Origin of the sequence: Neisseria bergeri, from assembly GCA_003044455.1 — a bacterium.
GTDB classification, from domain to species: Bacteria; Pseudomonadota; Gammaproteobacteria; order Burkholderiales; family Neisseriaceae; genus Neisseria; species Neisseria bergeri.
Map to the genome: position 1 here is coordinate 148,187 of POWY01000001.1, position 19,246 is coordinate 167,432.

The window sequence follows — 19,246 nt, forward strand, 5'->3', positions numbered from 1 at the left end:
TTAAGGGGAATGAGATGAACCTTAAAAAACTGAAAAACAAACTGTTCCGCCGTCCGGGGCAGCGTGCGGTGATTGCCGTGCCGTATATTTGGCTTTTGGTGCTGTTTCTGATTCCGTTCGCCATCGTGCTGAAAATCAGCTTTGCCGAACAGGAAATCGCCATCCCGCCGTTTACTCCTTTAACGACGATAGATGAGGATTTGGGTCGTCTGAACATCGCCGTCAGCTATCAAAACTATGCCGATATTTTCCAAAATTTTTGGCATACCCTGAATCCCTTCGGCGACAGCGAAAACAGCAATATCTATCTGATGACCTATTGGTCTTCAATAAAAACTGCACTGACGACGACGGTGATTTGCCTGTTGGTCGGTTATCCGACAGCATATGCGATTTCCCGTGCCAATCCTTCTGTCCGTAATGGTTTGCTGCTTGCCATTATGCTGCCCTTTTGGACATCGTTCCTGCTGCGTGTCTATGCGTGGATGGGTCTGCTCGGGCATAACGGCATTGCAAACAACCTGTTGATTAAAATGGGTATTATCAGTGAGCCTTTGGATTTGTTCTACAATGCCTTTTCGCTCAATTTGGTGATGGTTTACGCCTATCTGCCGTTTATGATTCTGCCGCTATACACGCAACTGGTGAAACTCGACAACCGCCTGCTCGAAGCGGCTTCCGATTTGGGTGCGGGACCGGTCAAATCGTTCTTGACGATTACCCTGCCTTTGTCGAAAACCGGCATTATTGCAGGTTCGATGCTGGTGTTTGTCCCTGCTGTCGGCGAGTTCGTCATTCCCGAGCTGGTCGGCGGTTCGGAAAACCTGATGATTGGTAAAGTATTGTGGCAGGCATTCTTCGATCAAAACAACTGGCCGCTGGCTTCTGCCGTCGCTGTTGTGATGGTCGCGCTGCTGGTCGTGCCGATTGCGTTATTCCAGCATTATGAAAACCGCGAATTGGAAGAAGGAGCCAAATAATGCAAAAATCCCGATTATCTTGGTTTCTGAAACTGATGCTGATGTTGTCGCTGGCGTTTCTGTATATCCCGCTGGTCGTTTTGGTTGTCTATTCGTTTAACGAATCCAAGCTCGTTACTGTTTGGGGCGGCTTTTCGACCAAATGGTACGGCGCATTGCTGGAAAACGACACCATCTTGGAAGCTGCTTGGTTATCGCTGCGTATTGCCGTTGTGTCTTCGCTTGCCGCCGTCGTTTTGGGTACGCTGGCGGGCTATGCGATGGCGCGTATCAAACGTTTTCGCGGCAGCACGCTGTTTGCCGGTATGATTTCCGCACCTATGGTGATGCCCGATGTGATTACCGGTCTGTCTATGCTGCTGCTGATTATTCAGGTGCAGATATTTTTGCAGGGCAGCGAATGGTTGCAACATCTCTACTTCGATCGAGGCTTTTTCACCATCTTCCTCGGACATACGACGCTGTGTATGGCATACATTACCGTTGTCATCCGTTCGCGGCTGGTCGAGCTTGACCAGTCGCTCGAAGAAGCTGCAATGGATTTGGGTGCGCGTCCGCTGAAAATCTTTTTTGTCATCACTTTGCCTTTGATTGCCCCTGCCATCGCTTCAGGCTTCCTGCTCGGCATTACCCTGTCTTTGGATGATTTGGTGATTACCTCCTTCCTGTCCGGCCCTGGTTCTTCTACATTGCCGCAGGTGATTTTCTCCAAAATCAAGCTGGGTCTCGATCCTCAGATGAATGTCTTGGCAACCATCCTGATCGGCATCATCGGAACATTGGTCATCATCGTTAATTATTGGATGATGAGGCAGGCAACCAAGCGCGACCGCGAGGCGGCAGAAGCCTACCGCCAGGAAAAACTGGCTGCCGAGAAAGCGCATTGACCGACAGGGCAGGCTGACCGCATTATCAGGTCAGCCTGTTTTCTTAAAGTAATTTCCCGTTCAGACGGCATGGTACGGCAAACCATATCATGCCGTCTGAAAATATACCTGATAAAGTAAACATAATGATTCGTCCTGATTTTCAAGAATATCTACCTTCTTATTATTTTAGTTCGGTTAATCCTCATACTGTTTATCCGAAATTTCAATGCCGTCTGAAAACCGAAACCTGCATTATCGGCGGCGGTTTGAGCGGTTTGTGTACCGCATTGCCGCTGGCGGAACACGGACATGAAGCCGTCGTTTTGGAAGCCGCGCGTATCGGTTTCGGCGCATCCGGCAGGAGCGGCGGGCAGGTCATCAGCGACTACGCCTGCGGTATGGAGGAAATTGAAAAACAGGTCGGCTTGGAGCAGGCGCAATGGTTTTGGCAACAGTCTTTGCAGGCGGTCGAACTGGTGGACGAACGCGTCCGCAAACATGCCATCGATTGCGATTGGCAGCGCGGTTATGCCACGGTTGCCGTTCGTCCGCAGCATTGGGAAGAGTTGCAGCAGTGGCATGAACACGCCCAACGGTATTACGGTGCGAGTCATTATCAACTTTGGGATAAAGCCGAGTTGAAACAGCAGCTTGACAGCGATATGTACCAAGGGGCGCAATTCGACCCCCTGTCCGGACACCTTCATCCGCTCAATTACACGTTGGGTGTTGCCGGTGCCGCTGCCGAAGCCGGGGCGCAGATTTTTGAGCATTCTCCTATGATACGCATTGAACCTTATCAAAACGGTTGGTTGGTTTACACTCCGGAAGGCAGTGTCGAATGCAAAAATGTGGTCTATGCCGTTAATACCTATGCAGGTTTGAACCCGATATTCCGGCCTTTGGAACGCAAGGCGATTGCCGTCAGTACCTTTATTATTGCCACCGAACCCTTGGGCGCGCGCGCAAAAGGGCTTATCCGCAACAATATGGCTGTATGCGACAACCGCCATATTTTGGATTATTACCGCCTCAGCGCGGACGGCAGGCTGCTTTTCGGCGGAAAAGACCACGAATTTATCGACGATCCCACGCGTATGACCGAGCTTGTCCGCCAAGATATGCTTAAAGTTTTTCCGCAGCTTGCCGATGTCAAAATCGAATATTCGTGGGGCGGGGAGTGCGATATTACCGCCAACCTTGTCCCGCATTTCGGACGTTTGGCCCCGAATGTTTTTTATACGCAAGGCTATTCCGGGCACGGGATGGCGATAACGGGCATTGCAGGCTTGGCGGTTGCCGAAGCAATTTTAGGGGACAAATGCCGTCTGAAGCCGTTTGAGCAGTTGCGCCAGCCGAACATCATCCTCCAACCGTTTTTGCGCAAACTCGGTTCTTTCCTCGGCTCGAAATATTATCAGTGGAAAGACAGCCGTTAAGCGTTGCAGGCAGTATGTTTATCCATCGGCGGCAAACGTGAAAAATGCCGTCTGAAACCCGATTTTCAGGTTTCAGACGGCATTTCGCATTAATGCGGGCGGCGTGTTTATTTTCCGCGCATCAGTTCAAAGAAATCATCATTGTTTTTAGAGGCTTTGATTTTTCCGATTAAAAATTCGGCTGCCTCGATTTCATCCATCGGGTGCAGGAATTTGCGTAAGAGCCACATACGTTGCAACTGGTCGTTCGGGACAAGCAGCTCTTCGCGGCGCGTGCCGGATTTGTTGATGTTGATGGCGGGGAAGAGGCGTTTTTCCGCCATACGGCGGTCAAGGTGCAATTCCATATTGCCGGTGCCTTTGAATTCTTCGTAAATCACATCGTCCATACGGCTGCCGGTTTCAACCAATGCGGTGGCGATAATGGTCAGCGAACCGCCTTCTTCCACGTTGCGCGCCGCGCCGAAGAAACGTTTGGGACGGTGCAGTGCGTTGGCATCGACACCGCCGGTCAGGATTTTGCCCGAGGTAGGCACGACGGTATTGTAGGCGCGGGCAAGGCGGGTAATCGAGTCCAGCAGGATGACTACGTCTTTTTTGTGTTCCACCATACGCTTGGCTTTTTCAAGCACCATTTCGGCAACTTGGACGTGGCGTTGCGCCGGCTCGTCAAATGTGGAGGAAACCACTTCGCCTCGGACGGAACGGCTCATTTCGGTAACTTCTTCGGGACGTTCGTCAATCAAGAGGACGATGAGCTCGACTTCAGGATAGTTTGCGGTAATGGCATGGGCAATGTTTTGCAGCATCACGGTTTTACCGCTTTTGGGCGGGGCAACCAAGAGGGCGCGCTGACCTTTGCCGATGGGGGAAATCAGGTCGATGGCACGTCCGGTCAGGTTTTCTTCGGACTTTAAGTCGCGTTCCAGTTTTAACTGTTTGGTCGGAAACAGAGGAGTCAGGTTTTCAAACAGGATTTTATGGCGGCATACTTCCGGGTGGTCGCCGTTGATGGAATCCAGTCTGACCAGGGCAAAATAGCGTTCGTTGTCTTTGGGGACGCGCACGCTGCCTTCGATGGTGTCGCCCGTATGCAGGTTGAAGCGGCGGATTTGGGTGGGTGAGACATATATGTCATCAGGACCCGCAAGATAGGAGGTATCCGCACTTCGGAGGAAACCGAAACCGTCGGGCAGGATTTCGAGTGTGCCGGAGCAGGTAAAACCCTCGCCTTTTTTCATCATTTGACGGACGATGGCAAAAACCAAGTCTTGCTTGCGGAAACGGTTGGCATTTTCGATAGCGTGTTCTTCTGCCAACTCTAAAAGTTTGGAAATGTGCAGGGTTTGTAATTCGGAGACGTGCATAATAATGATGTATTTTGAAGAGGAAAAAGACAGGCAGATGCCGTCTGAAAGAAGAAGCTGACCGTTGCCGGTTGCTCGGAGAAGGGGGAATTGTAGGCAGTCGGCGCGTGGGTGTCAAATATTATCGCGGACGGGGCATCGGCAGGAAATGCCGTCTGAACGGAGCTGCTTGGAAAAAATACCCCCGCGCTTTTCAGGCTCGGGGGTATGGGCATTGATTATTTGTTCAATTCATTCGCCAAATACAGCCAAGTTTCGATGACGGTATCCGGGTTCAGGGAAACGCTTTCGATGCCTTCCTCAACCAGCCATTTGGCAAAGTCCGGATGGTCGGACGGGCCTTGACCGCAGATGCCGACATATTTGTTCTGCTTGCGGCAGGCGGAGATGGCAAGATGCAGCATCACCTTGACGGCAGGGTTGCGTTCGTCGAAGGATTCGGACACCAAGCCGCTGTCGCGGTCGAGGCCGAGGGTCAATTGGGTCATGTCGTTCGAGCCGATGGAGAAGCCGTCGAAGTATTGCAGGAATTGTTCCGCCAATACCGCGTTGCTCGGCAGTTCGCACATCATAATCAGGCGCAGACCGTTTTTGCCGCGTTCCAAGCCGTTTTCTTTCAGGGCTTTGACGACGGCTTCGGCTTCGCCCAAAGTGCGTACGAACGGAATCATGATTTCAACGTTGGTCAGACCCATTTCATCACGGACGCGTTTCAATGCTTTGCATTCCAAGGCGAAACAGTCTTTGAAGCTATCGGCAACATAACGCGCCGCACCACGGAAGCCCAACATCGGGTTTTCTTCATGCGGTTCGTATACGCTGCCGCCGACCAGGTTGGCGTATTCGTTGGATTTGAAGTCGGACATACGGACGATGGTTTTACGCGGATAAACCGATGCGGCCAATGTCGCCACGCCTTCGGCGATTTTATCGACGTAGAAGTCGACAGGGGACGCATAGCCGGCGATACGGCGGGTAATTTCCGCTTTTAATTCGTCATCTTGTTTGTCAAATTCCAACAAGGCTTTCGGGTGGATGCCGATTTGGCGGTTGATGATAAATTCCATACGCGCCAAGCCGATGCCTTCACTGGGCAGATTGGCGAAGCTGAATGCGAGTTCGGGATTGCCGACGTTCATCATCACTTTGACGGGTGCTTTGGGCATATTGTCCAAGGCGACATCGGTAATCTGTACGTCCAACAGACCGGCATAGATAAAGCCGGTATCGCCTTCAGCGCAGGATACGGTAACTTCCTGGCCGTTTTCCAAGAGTTCGGTCGCATTGCCGCAGCCGACAACGGCAGGAATGCCCAGTTCGCGCGCGATGATGGCGGCGTGGCAGGTACGGCCGCCGCGGTTGGTCACGATGGCGGAAGCACGTTTCATCACGGGTTCCCAATCCGGGTCGGTCATGTCGGTAACGAGTACGTCGCCGGTTTCGACGGAATCCATCTCGGAAGCATCTTTAATCAGGCGTACCTTGCCCTGACCGACTTTCTGACCGATGGCGCGGCCTTCGCACAAGACGGTTTTTTCGCCGTTGATGGAAAAGCGGCGCAGGTTGCGGCTGCCTTCTTCCTGGGATTTGACGGTTTCGGGACGGGCTTGTAGGATGTAGAGTTTACCGTCCAAGCCGTCGCGCCCCCATTCGATATCCATCGGGCGGCCGTAGTGTTTTTCGATGGTCAGCGCGTAGTGTGCCAACTCGGTGATTTCTTCGTCGGTAATGGAGAAGCGGTTGCGGTCTTCTTCGGGAACATCGACGTTGGTTACCGATTTGCCGGCTTCGGCTTTGTCGGTAAAAATCATTTTGATGTGTTTCGAACCCATGGTTTTACGCAGGATGGCGGGCTTGCCCGCTTTGAGCGTGGGTTTGAACACATAAAATTCGTCCGGGTTGACCGCGCCTTGTACGACGTTTTCGCCCAGACCGTAAGAGGAGGTAACAAAGACGACTTGGTCGTAGCCGGATTCGGTGTCGAGGGTAAACATCACACCTGATGCGCCGCTGTCGGAACGCACCATACGCTGCACGCCGGCGGACAGGGCGACGATGTCGTGTTCGAAGCCTTTATGGACGCGGTAGGAAATGGCGCGGTCGTTGTACAGGGAGGCGAATACATGGTGCATCGCTTCTTTAACGTTTTCCAAGCCGTTGATGTTCAAGAAGGTTTCCTGTTGGCCGGCAAATGATGCGTCCGGCAGGTCTTCGGCGGTTGCGGAAGAGCGTACGGCGACGGAAATGTCCGCGCCTCCGGCATCGGCAACCATTTTGTTCCATGCCGCTTCGATTTCGGCATCGAGCTGTTCGGGGAAGGGCGTGTCCAAAATCCATTGGCGGATTTCTTTGCCGACGCGTGCCAGTTCGGCAACGTCTTCGACATCCAATTTTGCCAGTGCGGCGGAAATGCGTTCGCTCAGACCGTTGTGTGCGAGGAATGCGCGGTAGGCATCGGCCGTGGTGGCAAAGCCGCCGGGGACGCGCACGCCTTTTTCGGTCAGCTGACTGATCATTTCGCCCAGCGAGGCGTTTTTACCGCCCACGCGTTCAACATCTGTCATACGCAGGTTTTCAAACCAGATTACGTAGTTGTCGGCCATTTGTGTGTCCAATCCAAAATATGTTAAAAAAGAAACAAATCCGCTTGCTTATTTTAAGCGATTCGTTCCTCTGCTGTCATGTGTTTTATCCGTTTTAAAATCATGATGCCGTCTGAAAAATTGCGGTTTCGGCGTGTGTAGCGGTTTGAAACTTGCAGCCGGTATGTTTCCTTTTTTGGGTATTTTCTTTGTAAAACAGATGGTTTGAATAAGTTAATGTTTTTTCTGTTGGATTTTTTTGTTTATTTTTTAAAATTTTATTCCAAAAAATACTTTATCTAAATAATTTTATTTCAAAATAATATTGTGTCTGTTTGGGTGTAATCCGAGGTAGGCGTACTGCGGGTGCTTTCCTTGTGTCTGCCGCTGCTGTTATGATGGGGTTTTAAACCTGTGTTTTAAGGATGGAAGATGAGCAGTCCGCGCCATGTGTTTTACATTTCCGACCGTACCGGTCTGACTGCCGAGAATATCGGCGAGGCTTTGCTGAACCAGTTTGGCAATCTGTCGTTCAAACGCCATACGCACCCGTTTGTCGATACGCCGGAAAAGGCGCGCGCGGTGGTGGAGAAGGTCAATCGGAGCCGGCAGGAAAACGGTCAGCGTCCGATTGCGTTTGTCAGCGTGGTCAATGACGAAATCCGTGAAATCATCAAACAGGCAGACGCTTTCCACATCAATTTTTTTGAAACCTTCCTCGGGCTTTTGGAAAAGGAACTCAACACCGAGGCGGTTGCCGCCGAACAAGGGCATCACAGTATCGGCAATACGAAGCGTTACGATGCGCGTATGGAGGCGGTCAATTTTTCTTTGAACCACGATGACGGGGTCAGCGATAAGAACCTTCAGGAGGCTGATGTAATCTTGATGGGTGTATCGCGTTCGGGCAAAACGCCGACCTGCCTTTACCTCGCCCTGCAATACGGTATCCGTGCGGCAAACTATCCGCTGATTCCCGACGATTTGGAATCGGCCGATCTGCCGCGTATGGTCAAGCCGTATAAAGACAAGCTGTTCGGGTTGACCATCCAGCCGGAACGTTTGCAGGCCATCCGTCAGGAACGCCGTCCGAATTCGGCTTATGCGCGCATCGATACCTGCCGCAGCGAGGTGGCGGATGCGCAGAGTATGTTCAGACGGCATGGGATTCCGTTTGCGAATACGACGGATAAGTCGGTTGAGGAACTGGCGGTACACATCCTTCAGGCGTGCAAGTTGAAGCGCAGGTTTTGATGTTTCCTGCCTGAAATCCGGGCAAAATTCCGTTTATTGACACCTTACACGGGAGTTCCGCCATTAAATATTCGTCAAACAAAGATGTCCAAAGGCTGGTAACCCGCCTGCTCAAGTCCAATCCCGATGGGTGTTTCCACAGTCGGGGCGGGCGGCATATCAAGCTGGTTTACCTGCCGACATCCGATGTCCTGCCCATACCGTACAGCCCGTCGGATTTCAGGGCTGCTAAAAATTTAAGCAGCCATATAATGAACGCGCTATAAAACGAAAATAGACGGCTTACAGAGCGTTTTTAGATTGGAGTTAGTCTTATGGACTGGTTACATACTATTTTCTTTTGCTTCGCTTGGATTGTGGCTGTTGTCATTGCGGGCATTAGTGTATATGTTTTTATTGTGTTGCCCATTTCGTTAATAGCCTATGTCGTTGGCATTGTTTACAGTTTTTTCAGGCTGTTTTTACCATTCCTTCCCGACTTTTGGGCGAACATAGGCACAGGCACAACAGGAAATAAAGGCGGCTTTGATTGGGGAGAGCGGACAGAAGCCGATAAGCACCGCGAGTTAGTGGAGCATATCCGCATTCAGAACATGAACGAAGAGAGAAACAGACGATAAAGAAAGAAGCCCTTGCAGGACAGGTTAGCAAGGGCTTTAATTTTATTTTGAGTAACTTGTAAACTTTTTACCATTGAGTACAATGGGCGACTATTATAGCTCACTTTTAGGCAACTGAAAACTAGGTTCTTACAACAGAGAAAAAAAAGGGCAGGCGCACGAATTGACGGCAGCAGGCGAGCCAAGAGAAAAAGAAGATTGAAAGCAGGCACAATAAAAGCCGATGACTTCCGGCCGATTTTTTCAGTTGATTAACGAAGACACCGGCTGGTGCCGGAATGCGGGAAATGCCGTCTGAAGGGTTTCAGACGGCATTTTTCAAGGACGGATTTTGTTTAGCGTCCCGAGTAGCCCGATCGGTGTGGCGATGCGGTAGTCGGGTTGCCATGAGTCGGTATCGTCTTCATCTGAGATGTAGCCCCATTCGGCGAGGACGGTTTTCATACCGGCGTTGCGTCCCGCCTGCATATCGCGTTCCGCGTCGCCGACGTAGAGCGTGTGTCGCGGGGTGGCGTGGATTTGTCCGCACGCATACAGCATGGGTTTGATGCCGGGTTTGGGTTCGCCGCAGGTGTCGCCGCTGACGACGGTGGCGGGCGGAACGGCGAATCCGAGTTTGGGAACGAGTTTGTCGGTGAAGCGCATGGGTTTGTTGGTCACGATGCCCCATTTGATGCCGCGTCTGCCGAGTTCGACGATGAGTTCGTTTACGCCGTCGAACAGCGTGGTTTTGTCGGCATAGCAAAGGCTGTATGCTTCAAGGCATTCTTGCCGCCATGCTGCGAAATCAGGATGTTCGGCAGTCATGCCGACACCGATTTTCAACAGGCCGGCTACGCCGTGGCTGGTATACGGGCGGATTTCCTCGATGCTTTTTTCGGGCAGGTTGTGGCGGCGCAATACGGTGTTGAGTGCGCCGCCGAGGTCTAGGGCGGTGTCGGCGAGCGTGCCGTCGAGGTCGAACAATACGGCTTGTATCATGTGTTTTTTCCTTTGGTGGAGGCCGTCTGAAAGGTTTTCAGACGGCCTTGTTGGTTTAATGGCTGTGGCTATGATGTGCTTCTGCATAGGGCGAACACAAAATCTCGTTTTTGTGCGGGTGGTGTTCGCTTTCGATTTGGATGGTGCAGTGTCCGATGTTTTTGTGGGACAACTCGTGTTCGATGCGGTAGGCGATTTGTTCGGATTCGGCAACGGTCATGCTGCCGTCCACGACGATGTGGCAGGATAGGACGTTGATATTGCTGGTAATCGTCCAGACGTGTAAGTCGTGGACGGATTTGACGCCGTCGGTGTTGCGGATGATGGCGAGCAGGTCGTCGGTGTGGATGTTTTCGGGCGCGCCTTCCATGAGGATGTGCAGCGTTTGTTTGAGCAGCCCCCAGCCGCTGCGTCCGACCAGCGCGGCAACGAACACGCTGGCGAGCGGGTCCGCCCATTTCCAGCCGAACGCCATCATGAGCACGGCGGCGGCAATCGCGCCGATTGAGCCGAGAAGGTCGCTTAAAACGTGCAGATACGCGCCGCGCATGTTGACGTTGGCTTCGGTGTCGCTGTTTTTCAGCATATAAACCGCCACACCGATGTTGACCAGCAGGCCGACGACGCTGATGACGAGCATCCCCAGCGTGGCAATTTCGGGCGGATAAAGCAGGCGTTTGACGGCTTCGTAGAAAATCAGCACGGCGATAACCACCAGCGACAAGCCGTTGAACATGGCGGTGAGGATTTCAAAACGTTTGTAGCCGAAGGTCTTTTGCAGCGTGGTTTCTTTTTCGCCGAGTTTGAACGCCCACAACGCCACGCCCAAGGAAAATGCGTCGCTGAACATATGCCCCGAGTCGGAAAGCAGCGCGAGCGAGTGGGTCAGCCAGCCGCCGACCGCCTCCAGCAGCATAAAGACGGCGATGATGATGAACGACACGCGCAATACTTTTTTGTTGGCGGTATGCGTGTGGGCGTGTGCGTGATGATGGTGTTCGTGATGGTGAGACATAACGTTCCTCAACAGAGGTCGTCTGAAAATCCGGATTCAGGGTTTTCAGACGACCTTTTTGCCTTGTCTCAAACCCTGCTCGAAATCTTCCAACATATCCAATTCAAAGCGGCTGAAGCCCGCTTTTTCCCTCGCTTCGATGTTCACGTATCCCCGGAAGATAAACATATCGTAACGGGCAATCAGACTGCGGAATAGGGCGACAGGTTCCAAACCGCGTTCGCGGCAAAGGTGTTGATACCAATGGTTGCCGATGGCGACATGGCCCACTTCGTCGCGGTAAATGATGTCCAACACGCTGCAGGTTTCCGAATCGCCACGCTGTTCCACCTTCGCGCGTATCCCCGGCGTAACGTCCAGCCCGCGCGCCTCCAACACGCGCGGCACCAACGCCATGCGCAACAGCGGGTCGTAAGCGGTTTTATACGCCATGTCCCATAAATGGTTGTGCGCCTCGAAATCGCCGTAATCAAAGCCGAAAGCGCGCAGCCTTTCGTGCATTAGGCGGAAATGGTACACCTCTTCCTTCGCCACCCGCACCCAGTCGCGCACAAACTGAAACGGCAGCGTGCGGAAACGGTATGCCGCGTCCAAAGCCAGATTGATGGCGTTGAACTCGATATGCGCAATCGCATGCAGCATCGCCGCATAGCCTTCGGTCGTGTTCATCTTGCGCGGCGTCAGTTGCGACGGCGCGACCAAAACAGGCTTCGGCGGCCGTCCCGCGTGGCGGAAGTCCAGCGGCGCAGCGTCTGCCTCAGCACCGTCGATGTTCTGAACGGCAGCAAACGCTTCATCCGTCAGCCGTCCTTTTTCATCGGGGTCGTCTGAAAGCAGGGCAAGTTCGAGCAAGGCATAAATATCAGGTTTCATTCCAAGTCCGCCGTTTTTCGGAAAACAAATATTATAGCGTTTAAAAAAAACAAGATGAGGCATATAATCTCCGCGATCCGGCATTCCGCGCCCAAACCGTCAAATATAGTGGATTAACAAAAACCAGTACGGCGTTGCCTCGCCTTAGCTCAAAGAGAACGATTCTCTAAGGTGCTGAAGCACCAAGTGAATCGGTTCCGTACTATTTGTACTGTCTGCGGCTTCGTCGCCTTGTCCTGATTTTTGTTAATCCACTATAACGCGGCGCACATTAAAGGGCAGCGTGGCGCGCCTTCCTTTTCCGGTGGGCAAAAAATCAGCCCTCGGAAAACACTGTTTGCAAAATGCAAACCGCCCGTAACGCCGCCCGTATGATTGTTTTGCCGCGCCGATACTTTACGCCACACCATCCCGACAAGGAAAAATAATGATGAAACCGCACAACCTGTTCCAATTCCTCGCCGTTTGCTCCCTGACCGTCGCCGTCGCTTCCGCACAGGCGGGCGCGGTGGACGCGCTCAAGCAATTCAACAACGATGCCGACGGTATCAGCGGCAGCTTCACCCAAACCGTCCAAAGCAAAAAGAAAACCCAAACCGCGCACGGCACGTTCAAAATCCTGCGACCGGGCCTCTTCAAATGGGAATACACTTCGCCCTACAAACAGACTATTGTCGGCGACGGTCAAACCGTTTGGCTTTATGATGTCGATTTGGCACAAGTTACCAAGTCGTCCCAAGACCAGATCATAGGCGGCAGCCCTGCCGCCATCCTGTCGAACAAAACCGCCCTCGAAAGCAGCTACACGCTGAAAGAGGACGGTTCGTCCAACGGCATCGATTATGTGCTGGCAACGCCCAAACGCAACAACGCCGGCTACCAATATATCCGCATCGGCTTCAAAGGCGGCAACCTCGCCGCCATGCAGTTGAAAGACAGCTTCGGCAACCAAACCTCCGTCAGTTTCGGCGGTTTGAATACCAATCCCCAACTCTCGCGCGGCGCGTTCAAGTTTACCCCGCCCAAAGGCGTGGACGTGTTGAGCAACTGATTTGCCGTTTTGAAAAATGCCGTCTGAACGCCGCCGAGGCTTCAGACGGCATTTTCACGCAGACGGAACAATGTCCCCCATTACCGCCCGATTGTGCGCCGGAACGGCAAACCCGTGAAAATTAACGGTTGCGCCCCGGCTATTTTTGCCGTTTAATGCAAACCTTGCTGCACCAAGGGCCAAGAAAGTCGACCGACCGCCCCCACAGCTTCCGATGCAGGCGGCCGGGCCGTCCCTGCAATGTTTTTTATTTTTGAACGAAAGGTCGAAAACCATGAAAAAAACACTGGTGGCGGCGGCAATCCTGAGCCTCGCCTTGACTGCGTGCGGCGGCGGAAGCAATACCGCCGCCCAAACCCCCTCCGCCAAGCCCGAAGCCGAACAATCGGGCAAACTCAACATCTATAACTGGTCGGATTATGTCGATCCCGAAACCGTTGCCGCCTTTGAAAAAGAAACCGGCATCAAGACGCGTTCCGATTATTACGACAGCAACGAAACACTGGAGGCAAAAGTCCTGACCGGCAAATCCGGCTACGACCTGACCGCGCCGTCCATCGCCAACGTCGGCCGGCAAATCAAAGCGGGCGCGTATCAGAAAATCGACAAGGCGCAAATCCCCCATTACGGCAACATCGATAAAGATTTGCTGAAAATGATGGAAGCCGTCGATCCGGGCAACGAATACGCCGTCCCCTATTTCTGGGGCATCAACACCTTGGCAATCAATACGCGGCAGGTGAAAAAGGCATTGGGTACGGACAAGCTGCCCGAAAACGAATGGGATTTGGTGTTCAAACCCGAATACACCGCCAAACTCAAATCCTGCGGCATCAGCTATTTCGACAGCGCAATCGAACAGATTCCCTTGGCGTTGCACTATTTGGGCAAAGACCCCAACAGTGAAAATCCCGAAGACATCAAAGCCGCCGTCGATATGATGAAAGCCGTCCGGGGCGACGTGAAACGCTTCAGCTCTTCCGGCTATATTGACGATATGGCGGCGGGCAACCTGTGTGCCGCCATCGGTTACGGCGGCGATTTGAACATTGCCAAAACCCGTGCCGAAGAAGCCGCAAACGGCGTGGAAGTCAAAGTATTGACCCCGAAAACAGGCGTGGGCGTGTGGGTGGATTCCTTTATGATTCCGCGCGACGCGCAAAACGTTGCCAACGCCCACCGCTATATCGACTACACGCTCCGGCCCGAGGTGGCGGCGAAAAACGGCAGCTTCGTTACCTACGCGCCCGCCAGCCGTCCCGCGCGTGATTTGATGGAAGCCAAATACACAAACGATCCATCGATTTTCCCGACCAAAGAACTGATGGAAAAAAGTTTCATCGTATCGCCCAAATCCGCAGAATCCGCCAAACTGGGCGTGAAGCTGTGGCAAGGGCTCAAAGCGGGCAAATAACCGCAACCCCTGCCGTCTGAAACCTTTCGGGCGGCAGGAAACGGCGTGTCCGCATTAAGTCAGGATTAGGATTATTTAGAAAGATGAGATGGATATGAATTTAAGTATCGTTGTTCCTATTTATAATGTCGAAAGTTATTTGGAAGCGTGTTTAAGTTCCATAGAACCCATATTAAGTAATGAAAATGTCGAACTTATCCTTGTGAATGACGGGTCAAAAGACGGAAGTGAAGATATATGTCATAAATATATAGATAAAATATCAAACAACAAACAACAAACAACAAACAACAAACAACAAACAACAAACAACAAACAACAAACAACAAACAACAAACAACAAACAACAAACAACAAACAACAAACAACAAACAACAAACAACAAACAACAAACACCGGACACCAAATATCAAATATATATATCAGGATAACCAAGGATTGTCGGAGGCGAGAAATACCGGAATAAAAAATTCAAACGGAAAATATATAGCATTTATTGATTCGGATGATTTTATTAATTATCAGATTTTGCTAGATTTTCTTGGTAAGGATGATATTGGTATGCCGGATGTGGTTTTTCTTAATGCGGTTAAATATGATAAGGGAAGTGTTTCACATTTTGGCGAAGATTATCAGCCTGAAAAAATACTCAATCAATCCAAAGTCGAAGTTTTGAAAGGATTATGCCGATTTAGAAAATTTCCGGGTTCGGCGTGGAATAAGATTATAAAAAGAGAATTGATTATTAGAGAAAAACTGTTTTTTGAAAAGGGAATTTATTCTGAAGATATCGAATGGTCAATGAGGTTATTTAATGCGGCAACAACTTTTTCTTATTTGGACGGTTGTTATTACTATTATCGGCAGGGAAGAAAAGATTCTATTACGGGAACTGTTTCGGAAAAAAGTATAAAGTCATTATTATATATTTTGGAGAAAAATGCGGAAATGGAATTTAATAGGGATATATCAAGTTATCTTTATTCTTTTCTTTCCTACGAATATCTCGTTTTGCTTTTTATAATGACGAGTAAAAATATAGCGTGCGATTCTGATATAAAAAGAAGGGCGTATCATTTAAGGTTTGTGCTGTTAAAGTCCAATAAGTTGATATATAAACTGATATTCCCGATAATCACATTATTCGGTGTAGATATTACAGGCCGGATTTTAAAAGCAATGAGAGGGAATGTTTAATAAATTCCTTAACAATATATACCTTGCCAAAGGAGGAAAAATGACTGCAATCCGCAAATTTTTGGAACACGCGCCCCAAATTCACGAAAGCTGCATGATAGACGAAGCGTGCATCATCATCGGCGAAGTGTCGCTTGCCGAAGACGTTTCCGTGTGGCCGTGCGCCGTGTTGCGCGGCGATGTGAACAGCATTACCGTCGGTGCGCGCAGCAATATACAGGACGGCAGCGTTTTGCACGTTTCCCACAAAACCGCTGCCAAACCCGAGGGCTCGCCGCTTGTTATCGGAGAAGATGTAACTGTCGGACACAAGGCCATGTTGCACGGATGCCGTATCGGCAACCGCGTCTTGGTCGGTATGGGCAGCACCGTTTTGGACGATGCCGTGATTGAGGACGAAGTGATGATCGGCGCGGGCAGCCTCGTTCCACCGCGCAAACGTTTGGCGGGCGGCTATCTTTATGTCGGTTCGCCGGTCAGACAGGTGCGCGTGCTGACCGATGAGGAAAAAGCCTTTTTGAAGTATTCCGCCGCGCATTATGTAAGGCTGTCGCAACAATACCGACTCCGAATAATGTGATTATCGGGAATATCAGTTTATATATCAACTTATTGGACCTTAACAGCATAAACCTTATTAGATAATAGTGCGATGGAAAGCTTCTTTGGACGATTAAAAATGGAATGTTATTACGGTAAATGATTTGAGACGTTCTAACAACTGGAAAAAACGATTCATGAGTACATTCATTATTACAACCATGAGCGCATTCAGGGGAAACTAAAAGGACTGAGCTCTGTGAATTACAGAACTCAGTCCTTGAACTAAATCAGTCTAACTTTTGGGGTCAGATCATTTTACGGAGCTTTTTTTGTTGTGTGCTTTAAGCCATTTTTGCATTTGTTCAATTTCCGCTTGTTGTGCGTTAATAATATTCTCAGCAAGCTTACGCATCTCAGGATCTTTTCCGTATTTTAATTCAACTTCCGCCATTTTTACTGCGCCAATATGGTGTGGCAACATACCTGCTGCAAAAGCAACATCAGAATCTTTATATTGCGCAGCTGCCATCATGTCTTGATTCATTTGATTCATACCTTGCATTAATTCTTGTTGCATTGCAGAATCTGTCGACATTGGCATATTCATGTGTGCTTGATGCGGTTGTTCATTAGCGTGGGCATGAATTGAAACTGCAGCAGCGCTAAGTGTGATAAAAGTCATAAGTTTTTTCATGTTTTTCGCCTATGTAATAGCTGAATAGGTACAAATTATAAACCTTGACCTAAGGTTAAAGTCAACATTTGTTCCGAAAATGTTTGGTGAGGTGCTAAAAGCTAAAATAAGACAATATTTGAGCTGCGTTACGGATTTATGTTGCTGCTGTGCCTGACCATTGGAAAGTTTGCTTGGGATTTATTGGGTTGATATCGAATGAAAAAAAGGCCGTCTGAATGTTTCAGACGGCCTTTGTGTTTTACAGTTTAACCGAATGTTCGCGCGTTTCGTGGAACACGATGTCCGGCCAACGTTCTTGCGTCAACCCCAAATTCACGCGGTTGGGGGCGAGGTAGGCGAGGTTGCCGCCCGCATCGATGGCGAGATTGCCCGCGTTGGCTTTTTCAAACTCCGCCAGTTTTTTCTTGTCGTCGCACGATACCCAGCGCGCCGACCAGATGGATGTGCTGTCGAACACGGCTTCTACGCCGTATTCGTTGGCGAGGCGCGAGGTTACGACTTCAAACTGCAACACGCCGACCGCGCCCAAAATCAAATCCGCGCCGCTCATCGGTTTGAACACCTGTACCGCTCCTTCTTCGCCGAGTTGTTGCAAACCTTTTTGCAGTTGCTTGATTTTCAACGGGTTTTTGATGCGGACGCTGCGGAACAGTTCGGGCGCGAAGAAGGGGATGCCTGTAAACGCCAGTTGTTCGCCTTCGGAGAAGCTGTCGCCGATTTGGATGTTGCCGTGGTTCGGGATGCCGATGATGTCGCCGGCGTAGGCTTCTTCCACCAGCTCGCGGTCATGGGACATAAAGGTTACCACGCTGGAGGCGGCGATTTCGCGGTTGATGCGAAGGTGTTTCATCTTCATACCGCGCTCGAATTTACCGGAGCAGACGCGCAAGAAGGCGATGCGGTCGCGGTGTTTCGGGTCCATATTGGCTTGGATTTTGAAGATAAATCCGGAAAATTTCGGCTCGTCCGGTTCGACCATGCGTACGGTCGCGTCGCGCGGTTTCGGAGCGGGTGCCCATTCAATCAATGAATTGAGGATTTCCTGAATACCGAAGTTGTTAATCGCCGAGCCGAAGAACACGGGCGTGAGTTCACCGGCGAGAAATTCGTCGAGATTAAATTCATTGGAAGCAGCCTGCACCAATTCGATTTCGTCGCGCAACTGCTGGATTTCCAGCGGAAAGCGTTGTTCCAATTCGGGATTGTCGATGCCTTTGATGATGTCGAACTCGTGCGGCAGGCGCTCGCCGCCGGCTTCGAAGAGATAGATTTCGTCGTTCAGGATGTGGTACACGCCCTTGAAGTTTTTGCCCATGCCGATCGGCCAGGTGACGGGCGCGCAGCGGATTTGCAGGATATTTTCCACTTCGTCCAAAAGTTCCAGCGAATCGCGCACTTCGCGGTCGTATTTGTTCATAAAGGTAACAATCGGCGTATCGCGCAGGCGGCAGACGTTCAAGAGTTTGATGGTTTGCGCTTCCACGCCTTTTGCCGCGTCAATGACCATTAATGCGCTGTCCACGGCGGTCAGAACGCGGTAGGTGTCTTCGGAGAAGTCTTGGTGTCCCGGCGTGTCCAAGAGGTTGACGGTGTGGTCTTTGTAGTCGAACTGCATCACGCTTGATGCCACGGAAATGCCGCGCTGCTTCTCGATTTCCATCCAGTCGGAGGTGGCGAATTTGCCGGTTTTCTTGCCTTTTACCGTACCCGCGCTCTGAATCGCGCCCGAAAACAGCAACAGCTTTTCGGTCAGTGTGGTTTTACCCGCATCGGGGTGGGAGATGATGGCAAACGTGCGGCGGCGGCGCACTTGGTCGAGGATTTCTTGGGACATGGTTTTCTTTGCAAAAAGGTTCAGGCCGCTTTTCAGACGGCCCGGACAGTGTTTGAGACGGCAAAATTGTACAAAAAAATGCCTGATAATTCAATGTTGGAGGCGGTCAGTGCGTGCTGCCGTAAATCTCTTTTTCGTCTTTCAGGACGGCATCGGCGGTTTCCCACGCGCCGCCGTTCCAGACTTTGTAAAAGCAGCTTTCGCGCCCGGTGTGGCAGGCGATGCCGCCGTTTTGGGCGATGAGCATTACAATGGCGTCGCCGTCGCAGTCGAGGCGCAGTTCGCGGACTTTTTGCGTGTGTCCCGACTCTTCGCCCTTCATCCATTGTTTTTGGCGCGAACGGCTGTAATAGTGGGCAAAGCCGGTTTCGACGGTTTTTTGCAGGGCTTCGGCGTTCATCCACGCCACCATTAAAACACGTTTGGTTTCGGCATCTTGGGCGATGGCGCAAACCAAACCTTTTTCGTCAAATTTGACGGCTTCAAGCAGGTTTTTATCCATATTTCCTTTCAGACGGCATAGTCGGAGC

At 51.0% G+C, this 19,246-nt stretch carries 16 protein-coding genes and 2 pseudogenes; 10 read left to right on the forward strand and 8 right to left on the reverse strand.

Annotation, left to right across the window (positions count from 1 at the left end):
• Nucleotides 1-14 precede the first annotated feature (14 nt).
• The 3 genes from DBY86_RS00815 to DBY86_RS00825 all read left to right on the forward strand — a co-directional run bounded on the left by DBY86_RS00815 (nucleotide 15) and on the right by DBY86_RS00825 (nucleotide 3,288).
• Nucleotides 15-980, forward strand: a complete 966-nt coding sequence (locus DBY86_RS00815) for an ABC transporter permease subunit (RefSeq protein WP_107818546.1) — start codon at nucleotides 15-17, stop codon at nucleotides 978-980.
• Entirely contained in the window at nucleotides 980-1,867 is an 888-nt protein-coding gene (locus DBY86_RS00820) for an ABC transporter permease subunit (RefSeq protein WP_107818547.1), read from the forward strand. The genes DBY86_RS00815 and DBY86_RS00820 overlap by 1 nt, the downstream gene beginning before the upstream one ends.
• 125 nt (nucleotides 1,868-1,992) lie before the next feature.
• A complete protein-coding gene (locus DBY86_RS00825) occupies nucleotides 1,993-3,288 on the forward strand; it encodes an NAD(P)/FAD-dependent oxidoreductase (protein WP_107818844.1) in 1,296 nt (431 codons plus the stop codon).
• Between the two features lie 107 nt (nucleotides 3,289-3,395).
• Here DBY86_RS00825 and rho read toward each other — a convergent pair whose 3' ends face one another.
• Nucleotides 3,396-4,655 (reverse strand): transcription termination factor Rho, encoded by a 1,260-nt coding sequence (gene rho / locus DBY86_RS00830; protein ID WP_107818548.1) that lies wholly within the window; start codon nucleotides 4,653-4,655, stop codon nucleotides 3,396-3,398.
• Nucleotides 4,656-4,873: 218 nt separating this feature from the next.
• Nucleotides 4,874-7,258: a phosphoenolpyruvate synthase gene (ppsA, locus tag DBY86_RS00835; protein ID WP_107818549.1), complete on the reverse strand. Its 2,385-nt coding sequence runs from the start codon at nucleotides 7,256-7,258 to the stop codon at nucleotides 4,874-4,876.
• 411 nt (nucleotides 7,259-7,669) lie between these two features.
• Here ppsA and ppsR point away from each other — a divergent pair, with 411 nt between their 5' ends.
• A complete protein-coding gene (gene ppsR / locus DBY86_RS00845) occupies nucleotides 7,670-8,491 on the forward strand; it encodes a posphoenolpyruvate synthetase regulatory kinase/phosphorylase PpsR (protein ID WP_107818550.1) in 822 nt (273 codons plus the stop codon).
• Between the two features lie 314 nt (nucleotides 8,492-8,805).
• Entirely contained in the window at nucleotides 8,806-9,111 is a 306-nt protein-coding gene (locus DBY86_RS00850; protein ID WP_107818551.1) for a hypothetical protein, read from the forward strand.
• A 318-nt stretch (nucleotides 9,112-9,429) separates the two neighbouring features.
• Here the strand turns inward: DBY86_RS00850 and DBY86_RS00855 are convergent, their stop codons facing one another.
• The 3 genes from DBY86_RS00855 to DBY86_RS00865 are packed head-to-tail and all read right to left on the reverse strand — an operon-like array spanning nucleotide 9,430 to nucleotide 11,980.
• Entirely contained in the window at nucleotides 9,430-10,092 is a 663-nt protein-coding gene (locus DBY86_RS00855; RefSeq protein ID WP_107818552.1) for an HAD family hydrolase, read from the reverse strand.
• Nucleotides 10,093-10,147: 55 nt separating this feature from the next.
• The gene (locus tag DBY86_RS00860) at nucleotides 10,148-11,107 is read right to left on the reverse strand and encodes a cation diffusion facilitator family transporter (RefSeq protein WP_107818553.1); all 960 of its coding nucleotides are present in this window, start codon (nucleotides 11,105-11,107) and stop codon (nucleotides 10,148-10,150) included.
• A gap of 45 nt (nucleotides 11,108-11,152) precedes the next feature.
• Nucleotides 11,153-11,980: a ferritin-like domain-containing protein gene (locus tag DBY86_RS00865; RefSeq protein ID WP_107818845.1), complete on the reverse strand. Its 828-nt coding sequence runs from the start codon at nucleotides 11,978-11,980 to the stop codon at nucleotides 11,153-11,155.
• Between the two features lie 427 nt (nucleotides 11,981-12,407).
• On the opposite strand from DBY86_RS00865, the gene lolA reads away from it, so the two are divergent.
• From lolA to DBY86_RS00900, 5 genes and pseudogenes are all read left to right on the forward strand, one after another.
• Nucleotides 12,408-13,031: an outer membrane lipoprotein periplasmic chaperone LolA gene (gene lolA, locus DBY86_RS00875; RefSeq protein ID WP_107818554.1), complete on the forward strand. Its 624-nt coding sequence runs from the start codon at nucleotides 12,408-12,410 to the stop codon at nucleotides 13,029-13,031.
• A gap of 274 nt (nucleotides 13,032-13,305) precedes the next feature.
• Nucleotides 13,306-14,445 (forward strand): polyamine ABC transporter substrate-binding protein, encoded by a 1,140-nt coding sequence (locus tag DBY86_RS00885; RefSeq protein ID WP_107818556.1) that lies wholly within the window; start codon nucleotides 13,306-13,308, stop codon nucleotides 14,443-14,445.
• Between the two features lie 94 nt (nucleotides 14,446-14,539).
• Nucleotides 14,540-15,642: pseudogene (locus DBY86_RS00890) on the forward strand (glycosyltransferase).
• 40 nt (nucleotides 15,643-15,682) lie between these two features.
• Nucleotides 15,683-16,222, forward strand: a complete 540-nt coding sequence (locus DBY86_RS00895) for a gamma carbonic anhydrase family protein (RefSeq protein WP_107818846.1) — start codon at nucleotides 15,683-15,685, stop codon at nucleotides 16,220-16,222.
• Nucleotides 16,223-16,279: 57 nt separating this feature from the next.
• Nucleotides 16,280-16,471 (forward strand): annotated as a pseudogene (locus DBY86_RS00900) (IS3 family transposase); the annotation flags it as partial.
• Between the two features lie 24 nt (nucleotides 16,472-16,495).
• On the opposite strand, the gene copM reads toward DBY86_RS00900, so the two are convergent.
• The 3 genes from copM to hisI form a co-directional block, all read right to left on the reverse strand.
• Nucleotides 16,496-16,879 (reverse strand): CopM family metallochaperone, encoded by a 384-nt coding sequence (gene copM / locus DBY86_RS00905; protein WP_107818557.1) that lies wholly within the window; start codon nucleotides 16,877-16,879, stop codon nucleotides 16,496-16,498.
• A 241-nt stretch (nucleotides 16,880-17,120) separates the two neighbouring features.
• Nucleotides 17,121-18,716, reverse strand: coding sequence for a peptide chain release factor 3 (locus DBY86_RS00910; protein WP_107818558.1), 1,596 nt, complete (start codon nucleotides 18,714-18,716; stop codon nucleotides 17,121-17,123).
• A gap of 106 nt (nucleotides 18,717-18,822) precedes the next feature.
• Nucleotides 18,823-19,218, reverse strand: coding sequence for a phosphoribosyl-AMP cyclohydrolase (gene hisI / locus DBY86_RS00915; protein WP_107818559.1), 396 nt, complete (start codon nucleotides 19,216-19,218; stop codon nucleotides 18,823-18,825).
• Nucleotides 19,219-19,246 lie beyond the last annotated feature (28 nt).

Coding starts and splice junctions, on each gene's coding strand:
- ppsA (WP_107818549.1), bottom strand. CDS start 7,258: ATGGCCGACAACTACGTAATCTGGTTTGAAAACCTGCGTATGACAGAT.
- DBY86_RS00855 (WP_107818552.1), bottom strand. CDS start 10,092: ATGATACAAGCCGTATTGTTCGACCTCGACGGCACGCTCGCCGACACC.
- DBY86_RS00860 (WP_107818553.1), bottom strand. CDS start 11,107: ATGTCTCACCATCACGAACACCATCATCACGCACACGCCCACACGCAT.
- DBY86_RS00865 (WP_107818845.1), bottom strand. CDS start 11,980: ATGAAACCTGATATTTATGCCTTGCTCGAACTTGCCCTGCTTTCAGAC.
- ppsR (WP_107818550.1), top strand. CDS start 7,670: ATGAGCAGTCCGCGCCATGTGTTTTACATTTCCGACCGTACCGGTCTG.
- DBY86_RS00820 (WP_107818547.1), top strand. CDS start 980: ATGCAAAAATCCCGATTATCTTGGTTTCTGAAACTGATGCTGATGTTG.
- DBY86_RS00885 (WP_107818556.1), top strand. CDS start 13,306: ATGAAAAAAACACTGGTGGCGGCGGCAATCCTGAGCCTCGCCTTGACT.
- DBY86_RS00895 (WP_107818846.1), top strand. CDS start 15,683: ATGACTGCAATCCGCAAATTTTTGGAACACGCGCCCCAAATTCACGAA.
- DBY86_RS00825 (WP_107818844.1), top strand. CDS start 1,993: ATGATTCGTCCTGATTTTCAAGAATATCTACCTTCTTATTATTTTAGT.
- copM (WP_107818557.1), bottom strand. CDS start 16,879: ATGAAAAAACTTATGACTTTTATCACACTTAGCGCTGCTGCAGTTTCA.
- rho (WP_107818548.1), bottom strand. CDS start 4,655: ATGCACGTCTCCGAATTACAAACCCTGCACATTTCCAAACTTTTAGAG.
- lolA (WP_107818554.1), top strand. CDS start 12,408: ATGATGAAACCGCACAACCTGTTCCAATTCCTCGCCGTTTGCTCCCTG.
- DBY86_RS00815 (WP_107818546.1), top strand. CDS start 15: ATGAACCTTAAAAAACTGAAAAACAAACTGTTCCGCCGTCCGGGGCAG.
- DBY86_RS00910 (WP_107818558.1), bottom strand. CDS start 18,716: ATGTCCCAAGAAATCCTCGACCAAGTGCGCCGCCGCCGCACGTTTGCC.
- DBY86_RS00850 (WP_107818551.1), top strand. CDS start 8,806: ATGGACTGGTTACATACTATTTTCTTTTGCTTCGCTTGGATTGTGGCT.
- hisI (WP_107818559.1), bottom strand. CDS start 19,218: ATGGATAAAAACCTGCTTGAAGCCGTCAAATTTGACGAAAAAGGTTTG.